At 51.5% G+C, this 20,545-nt stretch carries 27 protein-coding genes; 11 read left to right on the forward strand and 16 right to left on the reverse strand.

The window, feature by feature from the left end:
* The first annotated feature begins 293 nt into the window (after positions 1–293).
* The 6 genes from A6301_RS08530 to fis all read left to right on the forward strand — a co-directional run bounded on the left by A6301_RS08530 (position 294) and on the right by fis (position 5,435).
* Positions 294–536, forward strand: a complete 243-nt coding sequence (locus A6301_RS08530; protein WP_005975355.1) for a YhdT family protein — start codon at positions 294–296, stop codon at positions 534–536.
* On the forward strand, positions 526–1,977 hold the full coding sequence (panF, locus tag A6301_RS08535; protein WP_107170703.1) for a sodium/pantothenate symporter: 1,452 nt from the start codon (positions 526–528) through the stop codon (positions 1,975–1,977). Before A6301_RS08530 ends, panF begins: the two co-directional genes overlap by 11 nt.
* 17 nt (positions 1,978–1,994) lie before the next feature.
* Positions 1,995–2,882: a 50S ribosomal protein L11 methyltransferase gene (gene prmA / locus A6301_RS08540; RefSeq protein ID WP_234257543.1), complete on the forward strand. Its 888-nt coding sequence runs from the start codon at positions 1,995–1,997 to the stop codon at positions 2,880–2,882.
* 175 nt (positions 2,883–3,057) lie between these two features.
* Positions 3,058–3,792: a carbonic anhydrase gene (locus tag A6301_RS08545; RefSeq protein ID WP_234257544.1), complete on the forward strand. Its 735-nt coding sequence runs from the start codon at positions 3,058–3,060 to the stop codon at positions 3,790–3,792.
* 357 nt (positions 3,793–4,149) lie between these two features.
* Positions 4,150–5,115: a tRNA dihydrouridine synthase DusB gene (dusB, locus tag A6301_RS08550; protein WP_234257545.1), complete on the forward strand. Its 966-nt coding sequence runs from the start codon at positions 4,150–4,152 to the stop codon at positions 5,113–5,115.
* 23 nt (positions 5,116–5,138) lie between these two features.
* Complete coding sequence (gene fis, locus A6301_RS08555; RefSeq protein ID WP_005975342.1) at positions 5,139–5,435, forward strand: DNA-binding transcriptional regulator Fis; 297 nt, start codon at positions 5,139–5,141, stop codon at positions 5,433–5,435.
* Positions 5,436–5,809: 374 nt separating this feature from the next.
* Here fis and A6301_RS08560 read toward each other — a convergent pair whose 3' ends face one another.
* Positions 5,810–6,010: a hypothetical protein gene (locus tag A6301_RS08560; protein ID WP_234257546.1), complete on the reverse strand. Its 201-nt coding sequence runs from the start codon at positions 6,008–6,010 to the stop codon at positions 5,810–5,812.
* Positions 6,011–6,304: 294 nt separating this feature from the next.
* The gene (locus tag A6301_RS08565) at positions 6,305–7,099 is read right to left on the reverse strand and encodes a TIGR02642 family protein (protein WP_234257547.1); all 795 of its coding nucleotides are present in this window, start codon (positions 7,097–7,099) and stop codon (positions 6,305–6,307) included.
* A gap of 221 nt (positions 7,100–7,320) precedes the next feature.
* On the opposite strand from A6301_RS08565, the gene A6301_RS08570 reads away from it, so the two are divergent.
* Positions 7,321–7,980 (forward strand): hypothetical protein, encoded by a 660-nt coding sequence (locus tag A6301_RS08570; RefSeq protein WP_234257548.1) that lies wholly within the window; start codon positions 7,321–7,323, stop codon positions 7,978–7,980.
* Between the two features lie 21 nt (positions 7,981–8,001).
* On the opposite strand, the gene A6301_RS08575 is transcribed toward A6301_RS08570, so the two are convergent.
* The 4 genes from A6301_RS08575 to A6301_RS08590 are packed head-to-tail and all read right to left on the reverse strand — an operon-like array spanning position 8,002 to position 13,226.
* Positions 8,002–12,105 carry a hypothetical protein gene (locus A6301_RS08575; RefSeq protein ID WP_234257549.1) on the reverse strand — a complete coding sequence of 1,368 codons (4,104 nt, stop codon included), beginning with the start codon at positions 12,103–12,105 and terminating at the stop codon, positions 8,002–8,004.
* A 13-nt stretch (positions 12,106–12,118) separates the two neighbouring features.
* Positions 12,119–12,415: a bacteriocin gene (locus tag A6301_RS08580; RefSeq protein ID WP_234257550.1), complete on the reverse strand. Its 297-nt coding sequence runs from the start codon at positions 12,413–12,415 to the stop codon at positions 12,119–12,121.
* Between the two features lie 5 nt (positions 12,416–12,420).
* Positions 12,421–12,705, reverse strand: a complete 285-nt coding sequence (locus tag A6301_RS08585; protein ID WP_234257551.1) for an AlpA family transcriptional regulator — start codon at positions 12,703–12,705, stop codon at positions 12,421–12,423.
* Positions 12,702–13,226, reverse strand: coding sequence for a hypothetical protein (locus A6301_RS08590; RefSeq protein WP_234257552.1), 525 nt, complete (start codon positions 13,224–13,226; stop codon positions 12,702–12,704). Before A6301_RS08590 ends, A6301_RS08585 begins: the two co-directional genes overlap by 4 nt.
* A gap of 234 nt (positions 13,227–13,460) precedes the next feature.
* Here A6301_RS08590 and A6301_RS08595 point away from each other — a divergent pair, with 234 nt between their 5' ends.
* From A6301_RS08595 to A6301_RS08605, 3 genes are read left to right on the forward strand one after another with little or no spacing between them, the layout of a single operon-like run.
* Positions 13,461–13,826, forward strand: a complete 366-nt coding sequence (locus tag A6301_RS08595) for a DUF6516 family protein (protein WP_234257553.1) — start codon at positions 13,461–13,463, stop codon at positions 13,824–13,826.
* Between the two features lie 4 nt (positions 13,827–13,830).
* The gene (locus A6301_RS08600; RefSeq protein ID WP_234257554.1) at positions 13,831–14,214 is read left to right on the forward strand and encodes a transcriptional regulator; all 384 of its coding nucleotides are present in this window, start codon (positions 13,831–13,833) and stop codon (positions 14,212–14,214) included.
* Between the two features lie 30 nt (positions 14,215–14,244).
* Entirely contained in the window at positions 14,245–14,529 is a 285-nt protein-coding gene (locus A6301_RS08605) for a hypothetical protein (RefSeq protein WP_234257556.1), read from the forward strand.
* Positions 14,530–14,575: 46 nt separating this feature from the next.
* Here A6301_RS08605 and A6301_RS08610 read toward each other — a convergent pair whose 3' ends face one another.
* The 7 genes from A6301_RS08610 to A6301_RS08640 are packed head-to-tail and all read right to left on the reverse strand — an operon-like array spanning position 14,576 to position 18,846.
* Positions 14,576–17,278 carry a TOPRIM and DUF927 domain-containing protein gene (locus tag A6301_RS08610; RefSeq protein WP_234257558.1) on the reverse strand — a complete coding sequence of 901 codons (2,703 nt, stop codon included), beginning with the start codon at positions 17,276–17,278 and terminating at the stop codon, positions 14,576–14,578.
* 10 nt (positions 17,279–17,288) lie between these two features.
* Positions 17,289–17,918 carry a hypothetical protein gene (locus A6301_RS08615; RefSeq protein ID WP_234257560.1) on the reverse strand — a complete coding sequence of 210 codons (630 nt, stop codon included), beginning with the start codon at positions 17,916–17,918 and terminating at the stop codon, positions 17,289–17,291.
* Positions 17,915–18,115, reverse strand: a complete 201-nt coding sequence (locus A6301_RS08620; RefSeq protein WP_234257562.1) for a hypothetical protein — start codon at positions 18,113–18,115, stop codon at positions 17,915–17,917. Before A6301_RS08620 ends, A6301_RS08615 begins: the two co-directional genes overlap by 4 nt.
* Positions 18,112–18,297 (reverse strand): hypothetical protein, encoded by a 186-nt coding sequence (locus A6301_RS08625; protein WP_234257563.1) that lies wholly within the window; start codon positions 18,295–18,297, stop codon positions 18,112–18,114. Before A6301_RS08625 ends, A6301_RS08620 begins: the two co-directional genes overlap by 4 nt.
* Positions 18,290–18,490, reverse strand: coding sequence for a hypothetical protein (locus A6301_RS08630; RefSeq protein ID WP_033071111.1), 201 nt, complete (start codon positions 18,488–18,490; stop codon positions 18,290–18,292). Before A6301_RS08630 ends, A6301_RS08625 begins: the two co-directional genes overlap by 8 nt.
* Positions 18,480–18,665: a hypothetical protein gene (locus A6301_RS08635; protein WP_234257565.1), complete on the reverse strand. Its 186-nt coding sequence runs from the start codon at positions 18,663–18,665 to the stop codon at positions 18,480–18,482. Before A6301_RS08635 ends, A6301_RS08630 begins: the two co-directional genes overlap by 11 nt.
* Entirely contained in the window at positions 18,655–18,846 is a 192-nt protein-coding gene (locus tag A6301_RS08640; RefSeq protein ID WP_233961267.1) for a host cell division inhibitor Icd-like protein, read from the reverse strand. The genes A6301_RS08635 and A6301_RS08640 overlap by 11 nt, the downstream gene beginning before the upstream one ends.
* 192 nt (positions 18,847–19,038) lie before the next feature.
* Between A6301_RS08640 and A6301_RS08645 the strand changes: the two genes are divergently transcribed.
* Complete coding sequence (locus A6301_RS08645) at positions 19,039–19,212, forward strand: YlcI/YnfO family protein (protein WP_005971433.1); 174 nt, start codon at positions 19,039–19,041, stop codon at positions 19,210–19,212.
* An 87-nt stretch (positions 19,213–19,299) separates the two neighbouring features.
* Here the strand turns inward: A6301_RS08645 and A6301_RS08650 are convergent, their stop codons facing one another.
* Genes A6301_RS08650 through A6301_RS08660 form a run of 3 tightly spaced genes read right to left on the reverse strand, consistent with a single transcriptional unit; the run spans position 19,300 to position 20,522 of the window.
* Positions 19,300–19,902: a BRO family protein gene (locus tag A6301_RS08650; RefSeq protein WP_234257566.1), complete on the reverse strand. Its 603-nt coding sequence runs from the start codon at positions 19,900–19,902 to the stop codon at positions 19,300–19,302.
* Between the two features lie 13 nt (positions 19,903–19,915).
* Positions 19,916–20,296, reverse strand: a complete 381-nt coding sequence (locus tag A6301_RS08655) for a hypothetical protein (protein ID WP_234257567.1) — start codon at positions 20,294–20,296, stop codon at positions 19,916–19,918.
* A gap of 1 nt (position 20,297) precedes the next feature.
* Complete coding sequence (locus A6301_RS08660; protein WP_234257569.1) at positions 20,298–20,522, reverse strand: AlpA family transcriptional regulator; 225 nt, start codon at positions 20,520–20,522, stop codon at positions 20,298–20,300.
* Positions 20,523–20,545: the final 23 nt, after the last annotated feature.

Genomic DNA, 20,545 nt, shown 5'->3' on the forward strand with positions numbered 1-20,545 from the left:
CCTAATATGAGTCACTCAAGTCCGTTGTTAGGGGAAACACAGGGGAGGTCGCCTCACCCCTGTGGTCACCCCGTGCATCTCAATGCTTAAACGATGATATGCCATGCCGCACTGCTTTTTGGCTCATCCTGATAAAGCATTTTTTTCACCAAATGCTGAGTACTCTGCAACTGACTTTTACGCGTATGGCGTAATTCTTACTAGTCAATTGGCCTACATGCCGTAAAATTCCCGCTTTCGTCATCACGACGCTCATAACAATACCTATGCTCCCATTTACGGTGGAGAAGAACATGGATACACGCTTTCCTCAGGCGCACAAAGAGGCCCGATGGGCTTTCGGCCTGACGCTGGTTTATTTAGTGGCCTGGGCGCTTGCCGCCTATTTGCCTGATAACACACAAGGGATAACCGGCCTTCCACACTGGTTTGAGATGGCCTGCCTGCTGCTGCCGCTCGTGTTTACGCTGCTGTGCTGGCTAATGGTGCGCGTCATTTTCCGCGATATCTCACTGGAGAGTGATGATGCAAATTGAAATTTTATTGCCGCTGATTGGCTATTTACTGCTGGTCTTCGGACTGTCGGTCTATGCATACCGTCGCCGTCAGGCGGGCAACTTTCTTAACGAATACTTCCTCGGCGGCCGTTCAATGGGTGGGTTTGTTCTGGCAATGACGTTGATCGGTACTTACGTCAGCGCCAGCTCCTTTATCGGCGGACCGGGTGCCGCCTATAAATACGGGCTGGGCTGGGTGCTGCTTTCGATGATCCAGCTTCCCACCATGCTGCTGTCGCTGGGCATTCTGGGGAAAAAGTTCGCCATTCTGGCGCGGCGCTACAACGCCATTACGCTGAATGACATGCTGTACGCCCGCTACAACAGCCCGCTGCTGGTGTGGTTCGCGAGCATCAGTCTTCTGGTAGCGTTTATCGGCGCGATGGCCGTGCAGTTCATCGGCGGCGCACGCCTGCTGGAAACCGCAGCGAACATTCCTTATGACATCGGCCTGCTGATTTTCGGCGTCACCATCGCGCTGTACACCACGTTTGGCGGCTTCCGCGCCAGCGTGCTCAATGATGCGATGCAGGGCATCGTGATGTTGATCGGTACGGTCATCCTGCTGGTCGGCGTGATTTATGCCGCTGGCGGCTTACACAGCGCGGTGGATAAACTGCAACAGATCGACCCAATGCTGGTCTCGCCACAGGGCAGCGGCGGCATTCTGTCGATGCCGTTTATGGCTTCATTCTGGGTGCTAGTTTGCTTCGGTGTTATTGGCCTGCCGAACACCGCTGTGCGCTGTATCTCTTATCGCGACAGCAAAGCGCTGCACCGCGGGATTATTATCGGTACCATCGTCATTGGCATCCTGATGCTCGGCATGCATCTGGCCGGGGCGCTGGGGCGTGCCGTGATGCCAAACCTGACGATTCCCGATCAGGTTTTGCCCGCACTGATGGTCACGGTACTGCCGCCGCTGGCCGCTGGGATCTTTCTCGCTGCGCCAATGGCCGCTATCATGTCGAACATTAATGCGCATTTGCTTCAGGCGTCTGCCACGATCATCAAGGATCTCTATCTCAGCGTCCGTCCTGAGCAGATCCATAACGAACGTCGCATCAAGATCCTGTCCAGCATGACAACCTTGTTATTGGGGCTACTGGTGCTGTTGGCCTCCTTACGGCCGCCGGAGATGATTATCTGGCTGAACCTGCTGGCGTTTGGCGGGCTGGAAGCGGTGTTCCTGTGGCCGCTGGTGCTGGGCCTGTATTGGGAACGCGCGAACGCTGCGGGTGCGCTTAGCGCCATGTTCACCGGCGCTATTTGCTATACCTTACTGGCCAGCTTCAATCTTCATCTGGCCGGGTATCACCCGATTGTGCCATCGCTGTTACTCAGCCTGATGGCGTTTATTATTGGCAACCGCTTTGGTCATAACCCACCCGCGCCGGTTGCCGCTTCATCTTCACTTTAAATGTAATAGAGACTGCTATGCCGTGGATTCAATTAAAAATAAACACCTCAGGAAAAGTTGCTGAACAACTGGGTGACACCATGATGGAAAGCGGTGCGGTATCCGTTACGTTTCAGGATACGCACGATACTCCCGTGTTTGAACCGCTGCCGGGCGAGACCCGTCTGTGGGGCGATACCGACGCGATTGCCCTGTACGATGCCGAAACCGACATGAATGACGTTGTCGCCATGCTAGAGCAAGAACCGCTGCTGGGCGTCGGTTTTAAACACAAAATCGAACAACTGGAAGATAAAGACTGGGAACGCGAGTGGATGGACAACTTCCACCCGATGCAGTTCGGCAAACGTTTGTGGATTTGCCCAAGCTGGCGTGACATTCCTGACCCAACTGCCGTCAACGTCATGCTCGATCCCGGTCTGGCATTTGGCACTGGTACCCATCCAACGACCGCGCTGTGCCTGCAATGGCTCGACGGGCTGGATCTGGAAGGGAAAACCATCATCGATTTCGGCTGCGGTTCCGGCATTCTGGCGATTGCCGCTCTGAAACTGGGTGCAGCACGCGCTATCGGGATTGATATCGATCCGCAGGCGATTCAGGCCAGCCGCGACAACGCACAGCGCAACGGCGTTTCCGAACGTCTTGAGCTTTATCTGCCGAAAGACCAGCCTGCCGACCTGTCTGCCGATGTCGTCGTCGCCAACATCCTTGCAGGCCCGCTACGCGAACTGGCACCGCTGATTAGCGATTTACCAAAAGCAGGCGGTCACCTCGGCCTGTCTGGCGTGCTGGCAACGCAAGCTGAAGGCGTCGCAGAAGCGTACGCAGACAAGTTCACACTCGATCCGGTTGCTGAACGCGAAGAGTGGTGCCGCATTACCGGCCAACGCCGCGCCTCGTAATAACATTATCCCGCGAGTCCCGCCCACCGTCTATACAACGGTGGGCACACTTCTTCCTGCTATATCCCACGATTGATCCCCATAAACAGGCGTATTATTCAGCTCGGCAAGCGACTGGACGTCACCTGCGCCCGGCGCTCAACGATGCCATATCATTATTTTCAAGGGATGAAAAATGAAAGGTAAACTCTCTGTCGTATTGATGCTATCCGCCAGCTTTTCCGCCTTGGCGGCCGATCCGGTTCACTGGGGCTACGAAGGCGACGGCGATCCGGCGCACTGGGGAAAACTTTCCCCAGACTTCTCGCTGTGTGAGACGGGGAAAAATCAATCTCCTATCAATATCCGGCAAGCGCTCAACGCCCAACACGATCCCCTACAGCTGGCTTTCCAGTCTGGAACCCAGCAGATTATCAACAACGGGCACACCATTCAGGTGAACGTCGGTCCGGGGAATACGCTGCTACTGGATAACGAGACATTCACCTTGCAGCAATTCCACTTTCACGCACCGAGTGAAAATGAAATTGATGGTAAGCAATTTCCACTGGAAGGCCATTTTGTCTATAAAAACGCAGATGGCGCACTCACCGTTATTGCGCTGATGTTTCAGGAAGGAGCAGCCAATCTACCGCTAGCCACGGCATGGCAGCAGATTCCGGCTCGCGTCGATCAGGTAGAGGACGTACGAACGCCGATTGCAATTCAGGCCCTGTTACCGACCTCATTAAACTACTATCGGTTCAGTGGGTCACTCACTACGCCACCGTGCTCAGAAGGCATCCGCTGGCTGGTGCTGGAGAATCCCGTCACCGCCTCTGCTGAACAAATAAATCAGTTCAGCTCAGTCATGCATCACGCCAATAACCGCCCCATACAGCCGCTTAATGGCCGAATCATCATCCATTAAACGATTCCGCGAGGCTGGTCAGAGCATCTACTGGCCAGCCTCGGTTAAATTGATGCCCTTTTTTGCCGCATTCACCAACGTATTTCACTGATAAAGCATTGCTAGCCTGTTGTATCTCCAGTAAAAACGACCACGCTTACAGATAAAATTCTGTAAGCAGATGAATATTTTACAGAGCAAAAAATCGACACAAAAACATAACATACTGTTAAATATGAATAATATTTTCATATGCTTCTACGAACTGCATTTTCATTGATCGATAGCCGTAAATTGGTCAAAGTTTGGCCTTTCATCTGACGTAAAAAATGCGTAATATACGCGCCCTTGCAGGCACAGTATGGTCAATTTTTGTCTATGCACATTGGACAATTTCAGCTTACCAATCGTTTGATAGCAGCCCCAATGGCTGGTATTAGCGATCGCCCATTTAGAGCACTCTGTCACGCGATGGGCGCTGGAATGACCGTGTCTGAAATGCTTTCTTCCAACCCGGAAGTGTGGCGTTCAGACAAGTCGCGTTTGCGAATGGTTCATAGCGATGAACCGGGTATCAGGGCCGTGCAGATTGCCGGTTGTGACCCCGATGAGATGGCGGCGGCAGCGGGAATCAACGCTGATTCCGGCGCGCAGATCATTGACATCAATATGGGCTGCCCGGCGAAGAAGGTGAACCGCAAGATGGCAGGATCTGCGTTATTGCAGTATCCGGATTTGGTCAAACAGATCCTCTCTTCGGTAGTGAAAGCGGTAGACGTACCGGTGACACTGAAGATCCGTACCGGCTGGGCACCAGAGCATCGTAACTGTGTAGAAATTGCCAAACTGGCTGAAGACTGTGGCATTCAGGCGTTAACCATTCACGGACGCACCCGTGCGTGCCTGTTCAATGGTTCCGCGGAATACGACAGCATTCGGGCAGTTAAGCAGGCCGTTTCCATTCCTATTATTGCGAATGGCGACATTACAGACCCGCATAAAGCCAGAGCGGTTCTTGACTACACCGGGGCTGACGCCCTGATGATAGGACGAGCCGCTCAGGGAAGACCCTGGATCTTTCGGGAAATCCAGCATTATCTGGACACAGGGGAGTTGCTGGCACCACTGCCGTTGGTAGAGGTCAAGCGCTTGTTGATCGAGCATATACGGGAATTGCACGACTTTTATGGTCCAGGCAAGGGATTTCGTATTGCTCGTAAGCACGTATCCTGGTATCTCCAGGAGCATGCCCCAAACGACCAGTTTAGGCGCACATTCAACGCCATTGAGGATGCCAGCGAGCAGCTGGAGGCGTTGAAGGCATATTTTGAAAATCTTGCGTAAACAGAAAAAGAGCTGACAGAACTATGTTCGAACAACGCGTGAATTCTGACGTACTGACCGTTTCCACTGTAAACTCTCAGGCTCAGGTAACCCAAAAACCCCTGCGCGACTCGGTTAAACAGGCACTGAAGAACTATTTTGCTCAATTGAACGGTCAGGATGTAAGTGACCTGTATGAGCTGGTATTGGCTGAAGTTGAACAGCCACTGTTGGACATGGTGATGCAATACACCCGCGGTAACCAAACCCGCGCTGCCCTGATGATGGGCATCAACCGCGGTACTCTGCGTAAGAAATTGAAAAAATACGGCATGAACTGATAACAGTTTGTATCGCATTGTTTTATAAGGCGCTCGTCAGAAATGACGGGCGTTTTTTATTTAAACTGACTACACCGTTGACTACACCACCAATTGTTACCTGCGGATATGGCACGTATAAGACACGCTACTTTTATGCTGCTACTCGGAGCGACATCAGCGCTTTCCATGTACTAAACGCTGGTGGGCTTCCAGACACTTAACCCTGAGCCGGATCAGTTCCAGATATTTCCTGCGGAACGTGTCGCCTCGCATACCTGCGGGTTTTGGAAGTCTGGACATGCTAAACCCCACCCGTGCTATCTGATTCCAGTAATCCGGCCACAGTTCCAGCTTTGCCATATTTTCCATGTGTACCAACCGCCGCCAGCGTTTTAACTGGCTTTCACTTTGGCTGGCATAGCAAAGGCCGGAGCACGTTCGGCAGGTGAGCCTATCTGAATCAACGTACAGCTTGGTCGAACGCTTTCCGCATTGGGGGCATTGATACCAATAGCGTGTGCCGTAACTCGCTTGTGTAGTGACGAGAAAGAGGGGGAACGTGTTTCCGTTGAGGGTAACAGTAAAACCGTCATCACACCGTGTGAAGGTTGCGGGGATGATGGGTATGTGAAGGTTAACGGAAACGTCTTTCAGGAGGGTGAGGGTATCGTGCTCAATGAAAGGAAGTGATGTGGTGTAACGCCGTGTTCGGTTTCGCAATTTTCCCCCATGATCAATACGAAAAGATCTGCGAACGCCTACGCAACGGCGAATTGCATGTTATGGATAGATGCAGACATGGCAAGGGTTACAGGCCGTTTGCGAATTCCAGTGCGTTCCGTTTTGCGAATCGCACAATTCGCAGAGCTGCGCAGTTTTTTTCGCAGTTACACCAGCGCATTTTCTTCTTGCCGGATTTTTCTCTTCAACTGTTCGATAGCCTGGTGATATTCCACATCCAGCCAGTGAAGGCAGCTATTGACCAACGGCACATAGTCAACCCGCCAGCTTTCTTCATTAATTTTCACGCCAGTTACAGATAGCGATTTTCTGATATCGTCGATTGTAGATACCAGTCGGCCAGCGCCACCACATTCAGGACAGAGACTGCCCGGCTTTTTTGCTTGTTCGCCTGAACCTTTACAACATGGGCATACATCGCTATTACCGGCTTCCTGTTCTGACCACTGCCGGAGTGAAGCCTTCTCCAACACTATCTGATTGTCGAGCGTGGCGGCGCGTTCCTGCGCTATCTTGCTGCTGGTTTTGTTCTCAAGGCGTTTTTTCTCTGCGCTGAGGCCGCCGATCAGGTTCTTGGTGCGAACAGCTTTGGCACCATAGCGGCGTAACAAGCTGGCGCGTCGGGCGAGTTGTGGAGGTAATGGGCGGTAGACTGCCAGATTGATAGCCAGTAGGCAGGCTGCTACAGCGTGATCCGGTGTGTTCCGTTGTAAATGTACCCACTCTTTAACCGCTGCTTGCAATCTTTCATTGGCTGGGGTATCAGATTTGTATCGGAGCATGAACAGGTCATAGCCTACGGGATTGTGTAAGCTGGCGGTAGATAACGCTCCCAGATACTGATCGCGGCCTATTTTACCGCCACCACGGCAGGATGAGGTAAACGCGCTGGCGCTTCTGGCTTCGTGTAAACGTAAGGTGTGTTCGATTATGCTGGACATTAAGACCTCATTTTTATTGGATATATTATTCAACAATAAGGAATGAAAATGACTTTCAATGGAGACGTTTTTATAGAAAAACAGCCTCAATTATAACTACTGAACTAGACGACAAAGGCGTTCCTCTTGCTTGTGAACTATTTCATTTCCGTGCAACTTCATTAAAATTAACGGCTGTATCTGGTTTATCAGCATATGATTGCAATAAGATAATAAAAACATTGAATTTAGATGCTGGCGAAAAAAGCAATAACCTAATGACTCTTAGGGGAAAATCTGAACGCTGTATAAAAATAGAGGCGGATAGTAAAGATTTTAACTGTAATATCTATACTGATAACCAAGACAGCAACTCTCCTGAAGATAGATTTTCCGTGCAATTCATTGAAAAAATAGAGTTTAGCATATTCCCCATAGAGAAAGGGTGTTACTTCGATGAATTTTCTGGTTATTTTCAACCTATGAGCTATGTGGGCTCATCCACAGAGAACCACCTTATACTTGGATTTAATTTCTACATTCCAGAAAAAGATTTCTCCCTTCTTGTTGATAAAGTCGATAAGGGATACAACTCTGCAATTATCGGTCTATGGATACCTTGCCATCCTATATATCGTGAGCTGCCAGATGTTATTATTGATCCAAATAGTGAGGAGAAAAGACTTTCGTTTATTTCCTCTCTGAATATAGAGAAAAATAATTTCACGATTGAACCAGTTGAGGTTATAGAAGATACACCTACAGAGTTTGATAATGAAGCCGAACCCACTGAAATAGACAAGAAACTGAACGAATTAACAGAGTTATCAAAGAAGATATTAACCGCGTTGACGATAATAGCCGCCTGCATAGTTGGTTTTTCCCTTAAAACGATATTCTGAGCCATCCGTGGCTTGTAACCGTTATTCCACCATCCCTTGAGCGGTAGCCGTAATCGCACGGTTTACCGCTTCAAGGTTGCGCTCAAATACCGTGCTTCCTTTGGGTGTGTTCGCCAGTCTTAGTAGCGCATCCCGTACCGGTTGGCTTTCGTATATTCGCCCAACCGCGCCATAGGCTCCCATTGTGCCTATTACCTTTGCGGCGAGTACGGGACCACCAAACACACCCGCTAACCCCGGTCCCATAACGGAACCAGCTTGCGCCACCACCTGCCCATTAGGCAAGGTCACTGACGCCTGAGAAGCACGTTGTGTACTCTCCAAATAACGTTGCAGGCCAGTAAGATATTGCCGCTCTTCACCTTTAAAGAATATGCCTGTATTCGCGGAGTATTTGGTAAGCCTTAGCAAGAAACGATCAGGAGAAGCCTCGCCTTCTAACGCTTTGGCGATTAGTCCAGCGCGGGCGGCTTGCCTGCCCTTGTTGTTGAGTGAACTGTACAATGCTTCTATCTGGCTTTTTCTACTGTCAAATAACATCGAGTTGACGCTTTCCGGTGTGATGTGTCCCTTCTCCAGAATGCCTTTTAGTTTTGTTCCTTTTACCTTATCCGCTTCCTGGGCATAAACCGCTTTGGCGTGCACCCAACGAAATGCCTCCCGTTCCCCCAGAGCGCCATTCACTGCGCTATTAAGATCTTTGGTCATGGCTTCATAGACACGGTTAACGGATACTGTGGAACGATCCGGCATCGCCATGCGCTCCCCTTTCACATCCATACGGAATTGAGTACGCAAGTCATCCAGCAGGCTAAAATTGACGTTTCCCCCTGCTAGTTCGCTCCGATAATCTTTCAGACGGCTAATAGTCGCTTCATCGCTGGTTTTTCCCAGTCGTGATAACTGCGTAATTTCTCGGTCGATCGCATCAATTGCACGTTGAGGCTGAACATTGCCAACACCATCCATCTTGTTTCTGATTTCGTTAAAGCGATCGCCAGCAGCACGCTTAAGAGCCGTATTCTGCCCTTTAATGCTCTGAACCACATCGGCAGCGGAGTAAACGCCGTATCGCTGTGAAAACTCATCCACTAGTCGGGAGCGTGCCATTTGCTGATCCGCACGCATCTGTCCTGTACCCACGGCAGGGATTTTTTCTGCGTTGGCCTGAATTGAGCGACCGACAAAGGTTTGCGGCGGCATCACGTCGCTGGTCATCAACGGGGCGTTATTTTGTTTCGCATAATCGATAGCCGCCTGTGCTTCTGGGGCGATTGTGCCTTTCACCGCCCTGTAGCCAGCGCCAATCGCGTTACCTGCCATTTTGACTGTTCCACCAATCGCAGTTGCAATGGCTAAATCTTCCGGTATCGCGTCCACATCATTTTTACCGCTATTTTCTGCCATTGCGCCAACGGCATTCTCTGCCGCTGTTCGGGCGACAAAATCCCCTGCTTTTTTCATCACTCCACCAGCTACGGCCGGAGCGCGTGACGCAGGGTTGATAAAATAGGGCAGCACATCGGCGGCGACTCGTCCCGCTTCAGTCTGTGGCTGCATGGACTCAGGGAGCGAGAAACGGGCAGCAGGGGTGTAAGTGCCGTCGCCGATCCCTATTTTTTCACCTGCCCATGCAGCCGCACTTTGTACCGCATCGCCAGCCATAGGGATGATGTTGGCAACGTTAACGCCAGCCTGTGCAATCGCGCCACCCGCTTCAGACACACCAAGTAAGCCCTCTTGCAGTAAGCTGCGTGGTTCTGGCGTCTGCTGGACAAACTGCGCGTAGGGATTTTCCTCTTGGCTGGTGGTTGGTATGTCTTGCGGAGAAGAAGGGGTAACAAACTGTGCGTAAGGGTTGGCTTCCTCTGCCGGATCGCCAACACTCGCTGGCTGTGGCTGTGGCTGTGGCTGTAACGTGCTGGCGAACCCTTCTACAGCCTCCCTCGTCATACCGTCGCCGTTAAGCAGGTATTCCCCGCTAGGGACAGTCACAAAGAGCCGCCCTTGCTCGTCCTGTCTGGTGCTGCCGCCAAACTTGTTCGCTATCTGCTGGGCGATCTGCTGTTGCTGCTCCGGTCTCAGGTGCTTCAGATTGGATTTCATCGAATTCCAGTCAACCGTACTGAATTCTCTGGCCGCGCCCATTTCAGGATGAATGCCCGACTGTCTGGCCTGCGTCATGATGCGTTCCTGAATGGTCGGCTCTGCTGTGGGGGGAATGGGCTGCTGTGGGGATTTTTTCATACTCTGGGCATATTGCGGCACGTCTGGGGTAAATTCGGGCTGACCACCACCGATCAGCCCTTCATCTTTTGGGGAAGGTTGCCCTCCAAGATAGTGCTGACTGGCACCTTGTCCAAAGGTCTGATCGAACAGGTGGGCGGTATCTGGTCGCTGGCGCAGCATGTCGATCGCCGTTTGCGGTATTGCTGGATTGTTGGGTTGTGCAGATGCGCCGGCTACCGTTGTGTTATCAGGCTGGTTTGGTGGAATAGGTTGTTGCTGACCACCAGCAGACGGCAGGCGAACAGCATAACCACCTTCCACTTTTTCCACCGTCGCGCCTGGCATTTTCGCCCATTTGCTGGCGTTGGCCACACGCTCATTAGAAAAGGGTTTGCCGCCGAATGTTTTCAGCTCGCCTTGCTCCTGCCCTTGATGGGTGTTCATCCCGTAAGCAGTCGCATAACGATCTCGCTTATCCGTCAGAAAGGTTTTTAGGTCATTGGCGCGGCGGATAAATTCTTCTTCGGACTGGCTAGCACTTAATCCCGACACGGCAATACGAGCTTGTTCCCCTTCAGCGTTAGACAGCGCCCCCATACCACGCAATGCCTGAATGGCGCTGAGAAAATTTTGCCCACCAAACTGTTTAAAACGTGTATCCCAGCTTGCTGCTTCGGTGCCTGGAATATGTTTGGTAACCACACCCAATCCGGCACCGACTGAGGTACTAAAGCCCGGATCGGTAAGCAGGCCGTCAATAGTCTTGATTTGCTGGTCATATGTTTCAACCACGTCTTGCCTTTGCAACTTGCCATCAGTAGACGCTTGCTGCTGTTTTTTCACTTCGCCCAGATACTTTTGCCGCTCCATACCGGAAGCGTTGTAGTCATTAACAATATCAGCGGGCGTTTTCCCTGCGGTAATTTGCTGGAAACGGATATGTTGCGGCACTTGCATGTAGTCTTGTACCGGCATAAAAGGCGCGTTCGGGTCTGGCTCGGTATAAGGATCGGTTTCTTCAAGATTGGGGTGTGCCATCCCCAGCAGATGGGAGCGCTGTGATAACGTCCTCATGATTTGTTCGCTGGACAGCGGTAACGGTGGGTCGTTGGGATCGGTAGAGCGGTTACGTGTGATCGGAGCCTGATACGTGGAGCCATCTTCCCGTGTTACGGTCACGCCAAAGTAAAAATTATCACCACCGCGCGGATCGGGCATGATGTGCGTCAGTTCCCGCGCTTTCATTGGCTTGCCATCGTCGGCGAGTTCACCAGGTCGTATCGTTAATTCCGGCTGAAGAATGCTGTTTGTGGCGGCAATCACCTTCGGGTCATCTGGGTTGATTTGCCCGGACATCAGCGCCGGTGCACGTGATTTAAGGTATAGGGCGCTCTGTGCGGCGTTGGAATTGGTCAGGAAGTCAGGATTCAACGCGGTGTAAAACTGTTGCGCATCAGGGGGAAGCTGTGACCACAGGCGGGTGGCGCTGTCTTTGTCTCCGGCACGGGCAGATAGCGTAATGCCCTCAACCAGATTCCCATAGCGTGTGGTCATCTCCTGTAGTTGCTGCTGCCGCTGCTGTCGTTTCTCACTCGCCTGAGAAACGGCCAGACTCCCCGCTGAGATATCGACGCGGCGTTTGTCCAGTGCGAGATCCTGAACCTTATTTTCCTGCTCGATTTTCTGTTGTTGAACCCGATTATTGTAATCGCGCTCATCGGTAGACTTCTGCCAGTTCTGGGTATTGACCGCCATGTCATAGTTTCTGTCGGCATTTTTCTGCTGCTGATCCAACATAAAGCGCCGTAGTTCTGATTCTTCACGACGCTGTAGCGCGTTATCCATCGTATTGAATCCGGCAAGGAAGCCGTCCGCTAATCCTCTTACATCAGCCATAATAATCCCCAAATTATGAAAATAGTGAGCCTGCAATCAAGCCAACTGCTGCGCCTACGCCCATGCCAACCGGACCAGCCCATGAACCATACGTTGCACCCATCGCGGCAGATGAGGCACCAATAGCCGCACCGCCAGCCGCGCCCATTCCCGCCATCGTGCCTTTCATCTGGTTGGCGGCCATTTTCTGCTGGGTTTTGAGTTGTTCGTTAGCCGATTCCCGCTGCTGCTCCAGCTCTGCTGCCTGTTGCATACCTTGTAACCCTTGCTGGCGTGTTTGTGCCGCAATATCAATTAAGCCGTATCCCACCGTGTTTACTCCTGCTCAAAAAGAGGCTGTGCCAACATGCTGATTGCTTCTGGCATGGTCGGCTCTGGTTTTTCACAAACTTGACGGGCGATAACGGCTGCACGGCGTTTCGCTCTGGACTGTTTAACGATCCACTCGTCGATATCAGCTTCGCGCCAGCCAACGGCGCGGCCTCCCGTGATGCTGAATGGTGCAGGGAATTGGCCGCTTTCCCACATCACGCGCACGGTTCCACGATCAAGAGACACTTTTTCGCATACCGCTTTTTCACGTAATATTTTTTCGCTCATGCCTGCATCTTCCGTTGATTGAAGTGATCGACCAGATAGCGCCGCATATCGTTGGGATTCGGGGGAAGTGAGTAAGGATTTACGCCATTTTCTTCCGCTAATTCACGTAGCTGGTGACTGGTGAGCTTTGCCAGATCGATAGCATCATTGCCGATTTTCACCACGTAGCTGTTTGCTGCCGCGTCCGCTTGCTGTTGTACCAGTTCCTGTTGACGGCGATAGTCAGCAATAATCTGCCGCTGGCGTTCGGCTTCTTCCACCTGCGCGGCCTTGCGTTTGGCGTTTTCCGGTGTGGCAAACATTTGAGGGAAGTTATCCAGCAAATATCCAGCAACAACGGGGGGAACATCGGAGGGGGTAGACTGGCGAAACAAAAACTTACGCCCTTTGTAATCAATGCGTTTTTCCGGCTTATCGCCGATGTAGACAATTCTTAGGTCAGTGCCGCCAAACGTGGTTTCTTGTTCTTCCTGGTGCTTTTCTTCTTCGCGTAATGCTTCAACTAATTCGTGAGCTTCCATCGTATGTATCCATGAAAAAAGCCTGCTGGGCGAACCATGCAGGCTTAGAGGGGGACTATGGCAGATTTTAGGCATAAAAATACCGGAGCTGCTTTTTGGGCATACTCCGGTATCTTTCGCGAATCTAGCGCGTATTGATGAATGGGGCAAGAAGGATGTTGATTATTGTCTAACTGGATTTGACATGAGCATGTTTATTGTTATGATTGGGTCATAACATTTACAGGATTACATATGGAACGTGATAGTGCTTTGGATTATCTGCTTTCATTGCATGGTGAGACAGTATATCGGGAAGATGGGTATTGGTGGAAAGTGGATGCCTGGATGGTTAAACAGACGGCTTCCATCCCCCACGGCATCCGATATGCGCTGACGCTGCATGATAAGCACAATACGCGGGTATTCGGAATGGATAACGCCCACGCCATCAAGCCCCCCAAGAAAGGGAAGTTTTCGGGTCGTCTGGTATATGACCATGTACACCGAACACCTGCGGATAAAGGTTATCCGTATGAGTTTGTGTCTGTCGCACAGTTACTTGAAGATTTCTTTACCAAAATAGATGAAGTTATCGCAGAACGTGAAAAGAGAGGTTAATACGATGAAAGCCCTGATTGGCGTCATGCCAGAAGCCGTGATCCGCGCGAGAATGCTTGCCATCGTTAAAGGTCAGTATAAGCCGGAAGAAGGGGAACCTAAAGTCTGGTTTACCTCCATGAACGCACTGGCTCAGGTTCTCAGTAATGAAAATATCGCTTTGCTGCGGCTTATGGATGAACAAAAGCCGGAAACCCTCACTGAACTGGCGGGAATGTCTGGTCGTCAGAAAAGTAATTTATCCGTGACGCTCAAAACATTGAACTCGCATGGCTTTGTAAAGCTTGAAAAAGTAGGGAGAAGTGTTAAGCCAGTCGCGATGTTTACAGATTTTGATATTCAAGTGAAGCAAGAGTTTATTGAGAAGTTTTCACCGAAAGCCGCCTGAACGTAGCCCAGCGAGCTGGGCTACTGCTCCTTGTCTTTTTTATTCCTGCCCAATTTCCTTATAGATCAGCAGAAAGGTGTTAGTTCGGTTGGTTCAGTTGGTTCACGGGCTTCTAAGCCTCGCCAGCACTGGATTTATGTGAACCAACACACCCCTTATTACGTTGGTTCAGCCGTGATTTTTGTTGGTTCACCCATCCAGCCAGAAAATGATTGGATACATCGCCGTGTTGGTTCAAATTGCCCGTTTGTTGGTTCAGTGTTGGTTCAAAACAGAAAATATTTCCCTTATAAAACAAAGAACCTAACAGATTGAACCAACTGAACTGACTGAACCAACATACTTTATCGCACGTAGGGGATTATTCCTGCGTGGCTTCTTCCTCTGGCATGTAGTGGATCACGTACACGTTAAACTGCCGTCCATCAATGCGGGGGGATTTACGCTGAAACCCTCTGCCGCTGGTGGGCGGGGTCAACATCCCCGTGGTTTTTAATACCTCTGCGAATTGCTTCGCATTAAACCCTTTGGCGATCTCGCCCTCAAACGCCGCGGGGAAGGTATAGAAAATCATCGGCGCATCCTCGTGCTTGCCTCTGTCGTCACGGTATCCGGCCAAATCCCGAATAGGCAGGCTGGTAGGGTCGTAAGGGTATGGGGCGAACCGGCTCCGGCCATGTGCATTCAGGAATGCTTCACACTGTTCGACAATTTGCCGATGCTCTTTGTTGCCTGTGCCAAACTCTCGCAGCCAGGCGTTAAAGCTGTGCTGTATGGCATCACGGCATTCCTGCTCATTCCATCCCGTGATCGTTCTCCCCACCAGCAACGCCGCTTCGAGAATGGCGAAACGCTCCGCTACACGGTGAACCTGTTCACCGTAGTTGGAAGGGATAAGCGATCGCCAGCGGCTTTCAGCCTCTCTGACAGCCTGAATCGCCTCTTTCTGGTGATGCGCAAGGTAACGTATCCATTCACGGCCAGCCGCGCCATGATTGACGCGATAAGCCGCTTTCAGCGCATCGGCATGATCTTTACCGCTTTTATATCCGTGGAACTGTTGTGCTTTTTCCAGTGGTAAATTAAGCAAGCGAACCAACTGACCGGCTTTGGATTTTATACCTGCACTGGTCAGAAAGGTTTCCATGTCCATTTCTCCTGTGCTGATCGCTACGGTGCGCCAGCGTTTTAGCTCACGGTTGCCGCCTTCCCGTGCGCCTTGCAACTTCCCGACACCGTTAAACAGCGTATAGGCAGAGGTGGAGACAGAACGCGCATCACTGCCTTGTCCCACCTCATCGAGTGGCAGCAGGCCGTCATTGTGCGCTTCAGCTTCGTTAGCAATCCCCAACGCTGTGCCGTACCAGGTGAGTTTTAACACATCTGGATCACCGTAAAGGCTGGTCGCGACATTGGCGGTAGTCGTTTTCCCTGCGCTGGACTGTTCATAGAAATGCAGGCCGAAACCGTCTGATTCAGACAGGCCGATTAGGGGGGCGGCTAAGGCGGCGGCGATCGCGGTCATCATGGAAGGGTTACCCTGTGCCAGTTTGGCTACGCCGTCCTGCCAGCTTGCCACCGATCCTTTAACCGCATAGCCGCCAGCGGCAGCACTACGTCCCCGAAACAAGACGGGTTGAAACGGTGAACCGATAATATCCCCATCTGGCATGATGTAAGCGCCACATTGCCAGCCCGTGGTGTGGCTGATCTGCCAGAGTTCGGCCTTTCCCTGATTCTGTAGCCAGTCGGCCAGAATAGCGCGTAGAAAGGTTTTTGTTGTCACGGTCACGCCACCTGCTTTCAGTGTGCGCCATCCTTCCCGTTCACCAACATCGGCCAGTGGTAACCCAGCGGTGACAGGCGTTTTACGCCCAGCCACATGCCAACGCAGTATCAAAAACTGATCGCTGTCGTCACGGCCACTGCCGATCACGTCTAGCGGTGAGCATAGCCAGCTTTCGTTGTTGATCACCTCACCGCTGACCTTATCCACTTTGGGCGTGATCCAGAAAACGCCATCTTTGCGGCTCTCGACACGTGGCTTTAACGGGTCATCACCATTCTGTTTGTCGTCAGCCGACACATCGGCCTGTCGCTGATACAGCGAATCGGCAAACGCCTGTGTCGCGGCATCTAATCCGAATTGCTGACGGTAATCGTCCCAGTCGGCTTTTTCATCGGTAGGCGGCAGGGCTATCCAGCCGTTCACCTCACGGGCGGCTTTCTCTGCCCAGTCCTTCCCCGCGTTCGGCTTACCTGCCACGATATCGTTATCCGCAGCAAGGATGATTTGCGCGTAGGGATACTGCGTGCGCATCGCCTTTGCTACCGGCACCATGTTGCCCGCATCGATAGCCGCGATGGTCAGCGCCTCAGGACGCATCAGGTGAGTGCTTAACGCCGTCGCCAGCCCTTCACCGATAATCACTGTGTCGGGCTGTTCAGGGGCGTTAACCGCGTGATACGCCCCACGCTTAGCGGAATCGGTCACCAGTCGCTTGCTGCCATCGGGTTTTATCGTCTGTGCGGCGGTGGTGGTACCGTTCGCGTCCTGTAACGTCAGCAGCAGGGTGCCATCAGACAGTAGCGGATACGAAAAGCCGATTAACCCTTTTCCGGCCAGATATGCAGACTCTCCCGACTGTGCCTGCGTGGTTAACTTCGCCAGACGCGGGGTAAAGCGTTGGGCTTTTTCGTCAACGGCAGGAGAACGCCCGTTATTTTCCGCTGGCGGTTCACTCTGGCGGGTGGGTTGTTCCCATGTCCGGGCATCGATACCTAGCACCTCCGCCACCAGTTGCGCCGCATCCATCGCGGCACACTGGCGAACGTTCATCACCAGCGCCAGCCCGTCACCAGCTTCCGGCTCACAGTGGCGGCAATGCCATGTTCCGCGCCCTTCCAGATTATCGAACTGAAAGCGATCGGTACCGCCACAGGCCGGGCAAGGGGTTAGCGTTGTCGGGTGACGGGGAACCTCGATCCCCAATTGAGAAAGTACATCAGGCCAGCGACCAGTAGCAGCGGCGGATACCTTGCGGATAAAATCGATATTACGCATTCACTTGCCCTCAGTGCGCTGTTGGTGTGGGTGGTAATTCATTGGCATTACACATCTGAATAAATTCATCGTGCATATCTGCCAGCGTTTGCCGCCCCATTTCGGACAGTCCAGGCACTGTGCTTTGATGATCGAGCATTCCCTGATAAAACAAAATGGCATTACGTGTGCCTTGTTCACGGCCAAATTTCCCAATCAATGCGCCTTCGATATTGTTCGCTATTGCAAAACGTTCCGTATCGGGATAAATGCGCATCGTGCCGTGTTTTCCTCGGTAGATAACCTCACTATGGCCGCCGTTCTCTGTGGTACTTTGCGCACCGTTGCGCTGCTGCTCTTTCATGAATTCGTAAGCCACCAGCCAGCGCCACATCTCCAAATTTTGCTGATCATTAGGCTGGAAATAGCCCTTTTCCTGAGCCTGTGCCAGCGCATGGATCACTCGCACCCCATTTAACGGGTCATGGTCATAATGGCCGCGATTCAGGCTGGAAAGTGCATAATCAAACGGGTGGCACGTTGCTACTTCATATTCGCCTTCATCGTCCAGCGCCATCAGGCAGACACCATCAGGGGAAACATCGATATACGGGGCGCGTTCTTGTTCCGGTGACTGGGGTAAAGAAATGATGTTGTTCATGCTGCGGTTCTCTTGGCTTTGTTACGTTTATCACCGCAATGCGCACGGCAATACTCATCATTGATTTCGGCAACCACTACCAGCGCGGTTAAGGCGACATTGCGGAGGGTGTCAAGTTCGGTTGAATCGTCGCAGCAGGTCATCAGGTCAAGAATGCCGCTGAGCATGGTCAGTTTTGTTTCGATCCCCCCCTTCATTTTCCCGCCTCCTGTTCCAGTGATTCGCGGACTTCGGCGTGCATATCGCTGGCGATCCCGATAAGGCCGGATAGCTGAGGGGAAAGGTGTTCTTTCTCCACCATTTCCTGAATGACGTGAAACAGGACAGAAATTTGCCCTGCACGAAACGCCGCCAAATCCAGCGGAATAGCGTTATTCATGGTCTTGACCTCGCTGTTTTTGCTCTTCCAGTAGCCATGAGGATGAGGTGCCGGATAAATCGCAGGCCAGTGCTAACGCTGTCGATAAATCGCCGTCATCCAGCTCTCTGTGTGTCATTTCGAGCATCATCAGCAGAACGCCCAACTTGTCGGCCTGCTGGGCTGCCTGTGTCAGTGAATGGTTATGCGCCATGTTTCACCTCATCCGTTTCTATCTGGCTGGCGCGGTACAAGTGATCGATGCGCTCTTGCAGGATGAATAACAGGATTTCACGCGCTTGCGGCTCATCGGTGTTAACAGCGGCGTAGGCCAGTGCGCGGCATTGGTCAATGATTTCTTCCAGTGCTAACGGAGTGTTATCGAACATAGCGCACCTCCTGAACGGGCAGGCGGCCAGCAAAAACCATGACACAGCCAGCAGGTGATTTTTCCCGTGCTTCGCGCTCGGTGGTGGCAACAATGCGAATAATGCGGTGAGACGACATACCCAGAGCCAGAAAGCGCCATATAAATTTGGGGTGAGTTTGGGTAGACTGTGAATCAGCCATAGCGTTACTCCTAATAACGGTGTGGTGAGAAGCTCAGTAAGTGTTCCCGCACTGCTGGGCTTCGTTATTTGTGTAACACCTGTGGATAAGGTGTTGAACACCAGCCTATTGTAAGGTGTTGAACACGTCAAGCGTTTACAATCACTTTTTTCATGCCATACTGTTGAACACCTAAAACGGAGAAACACTGATATGGCAACGAAAGCAGTTAATGGCCGGTCGCAAACTATTGCCGCCCGTGTTCCACATGAAGTGGTTAAAGAGGTTGAAGCACTGAAGGAAGAGGGTGAAACAACTGGGCAATTCGTTGTTTCTGCTTTACAGCGTGAGGTGAAATACCGGCAACGCAAGAAGTCAAAAGAATAGCCAGCCAGCGCACGCACAATTGCGCCAAGTAAATAACACGGGCGTTTTTCACATACGGTGTGTGCAGAGCCAATGAGATACTGGCGATTAATCATGATCGCTACCTCCCGCCAGTGGTAAATCCGGTTGGTAATCACGCCATAGCTGTTCTTCTTCTGCGTTTAAGCGTTGCTTCTGCTGTTTGCAGGCTTGCAGATCACGGCCTTTTTTACTGGCTTGCTTGAGGTAGGATTGTTTACGTTGCGTGAAGTCATGCAGGAATGCCCACGGCACACCGTAAGAGCCTGTTTTACGAATAGACGGGATAACCTCACCAAATACCCATTCACTAAAGCGATAGGCTGCCGTTCCCTCAACGGAAGCCTTACGACTGCGAGCAATAAGTTTGTAGAAGCCTGATTCTGAAATAATCGCCATCTTCTGGATACCGCCAAGGGTGGGTACTGAGTACCCCAACTTTTCATGCTCACCAAGCCGCCGTAGTGGAACCTTGTGATCGGTTATCTGCAATGCCTGGCAAACATCTTTAGCCACAAACCACGGTTCACCAGAAATATTCACGATCCGAACCTTCACGCCCTCAAAGTTGATAACAGAAATATCCTGTTCGCTGGCTTTGAAAATATCGCTCTGGCTGTTTTCAGGGTGAGCGAGTCTCTGACCGTTACGGCCATTATTTTTTGATGTCATAAATCAGGCTCCGTTAGCTGGCGGCGTAGTCCGGGTACAGGCTCATGATATGGTTAATTTCTTGCTGGGTAAGCGGCTGGTGGCCGTTAATATCGGCATTGGTATTTACTAGTCGAATGACGCGGGAGATATCATCACGCTTTGCAAAACGATAGCGGTAATGACTGCCGATCCCGTCCGTGTTTGGTTCGTCAATACGCTCCAACCGAATATCAAGCAGGCGCTCTAATTCGGTGGCGTAATTACGTCCAGAAGAAAGGCGGCAATGTAGGAGAATGTCATTCTCAGTAAAGCCGCCAGTACCGGAACGCAGCATGAAAATTCGTGCGCGGTGTTTTTTCGGTACTGCTTTAATGGATGTGCTGGCGGTATGATCAGATGAGTTATTTTTCATATCAACCCACTTTTTCATAAATAACTTTTGGCTGCATGCGTTGCCATTCCAAGATTTCAGACAGTATCCACCCCACAGAGCGACCACCAAGTTTTCTGCGTGCAGGAAATGCCCCTTCTTTCTCCATCATGTAGCGTGTGGTGCGACAAATGCCTGTGAGTTGGTGGCATTCAGCTTCTCGAATCATCCGATCTGTCAGTGTTGTAGACTGTTTAATTATGCTCATAAAAAAATGCTCTCGTTCGTTAA

Origin of the sequence: Pectobacterium sp. IFB5596 (assembly GCF_021432585.1) — a bacterium.
Taxonomy (GTDB): domain Bacteria; phylum Pseudomonadota; class Gammaproteobacteria; order Enterobacterales; family Enterobacteriaceae; genus Pectobacterium; species Pectobacterium punjabense.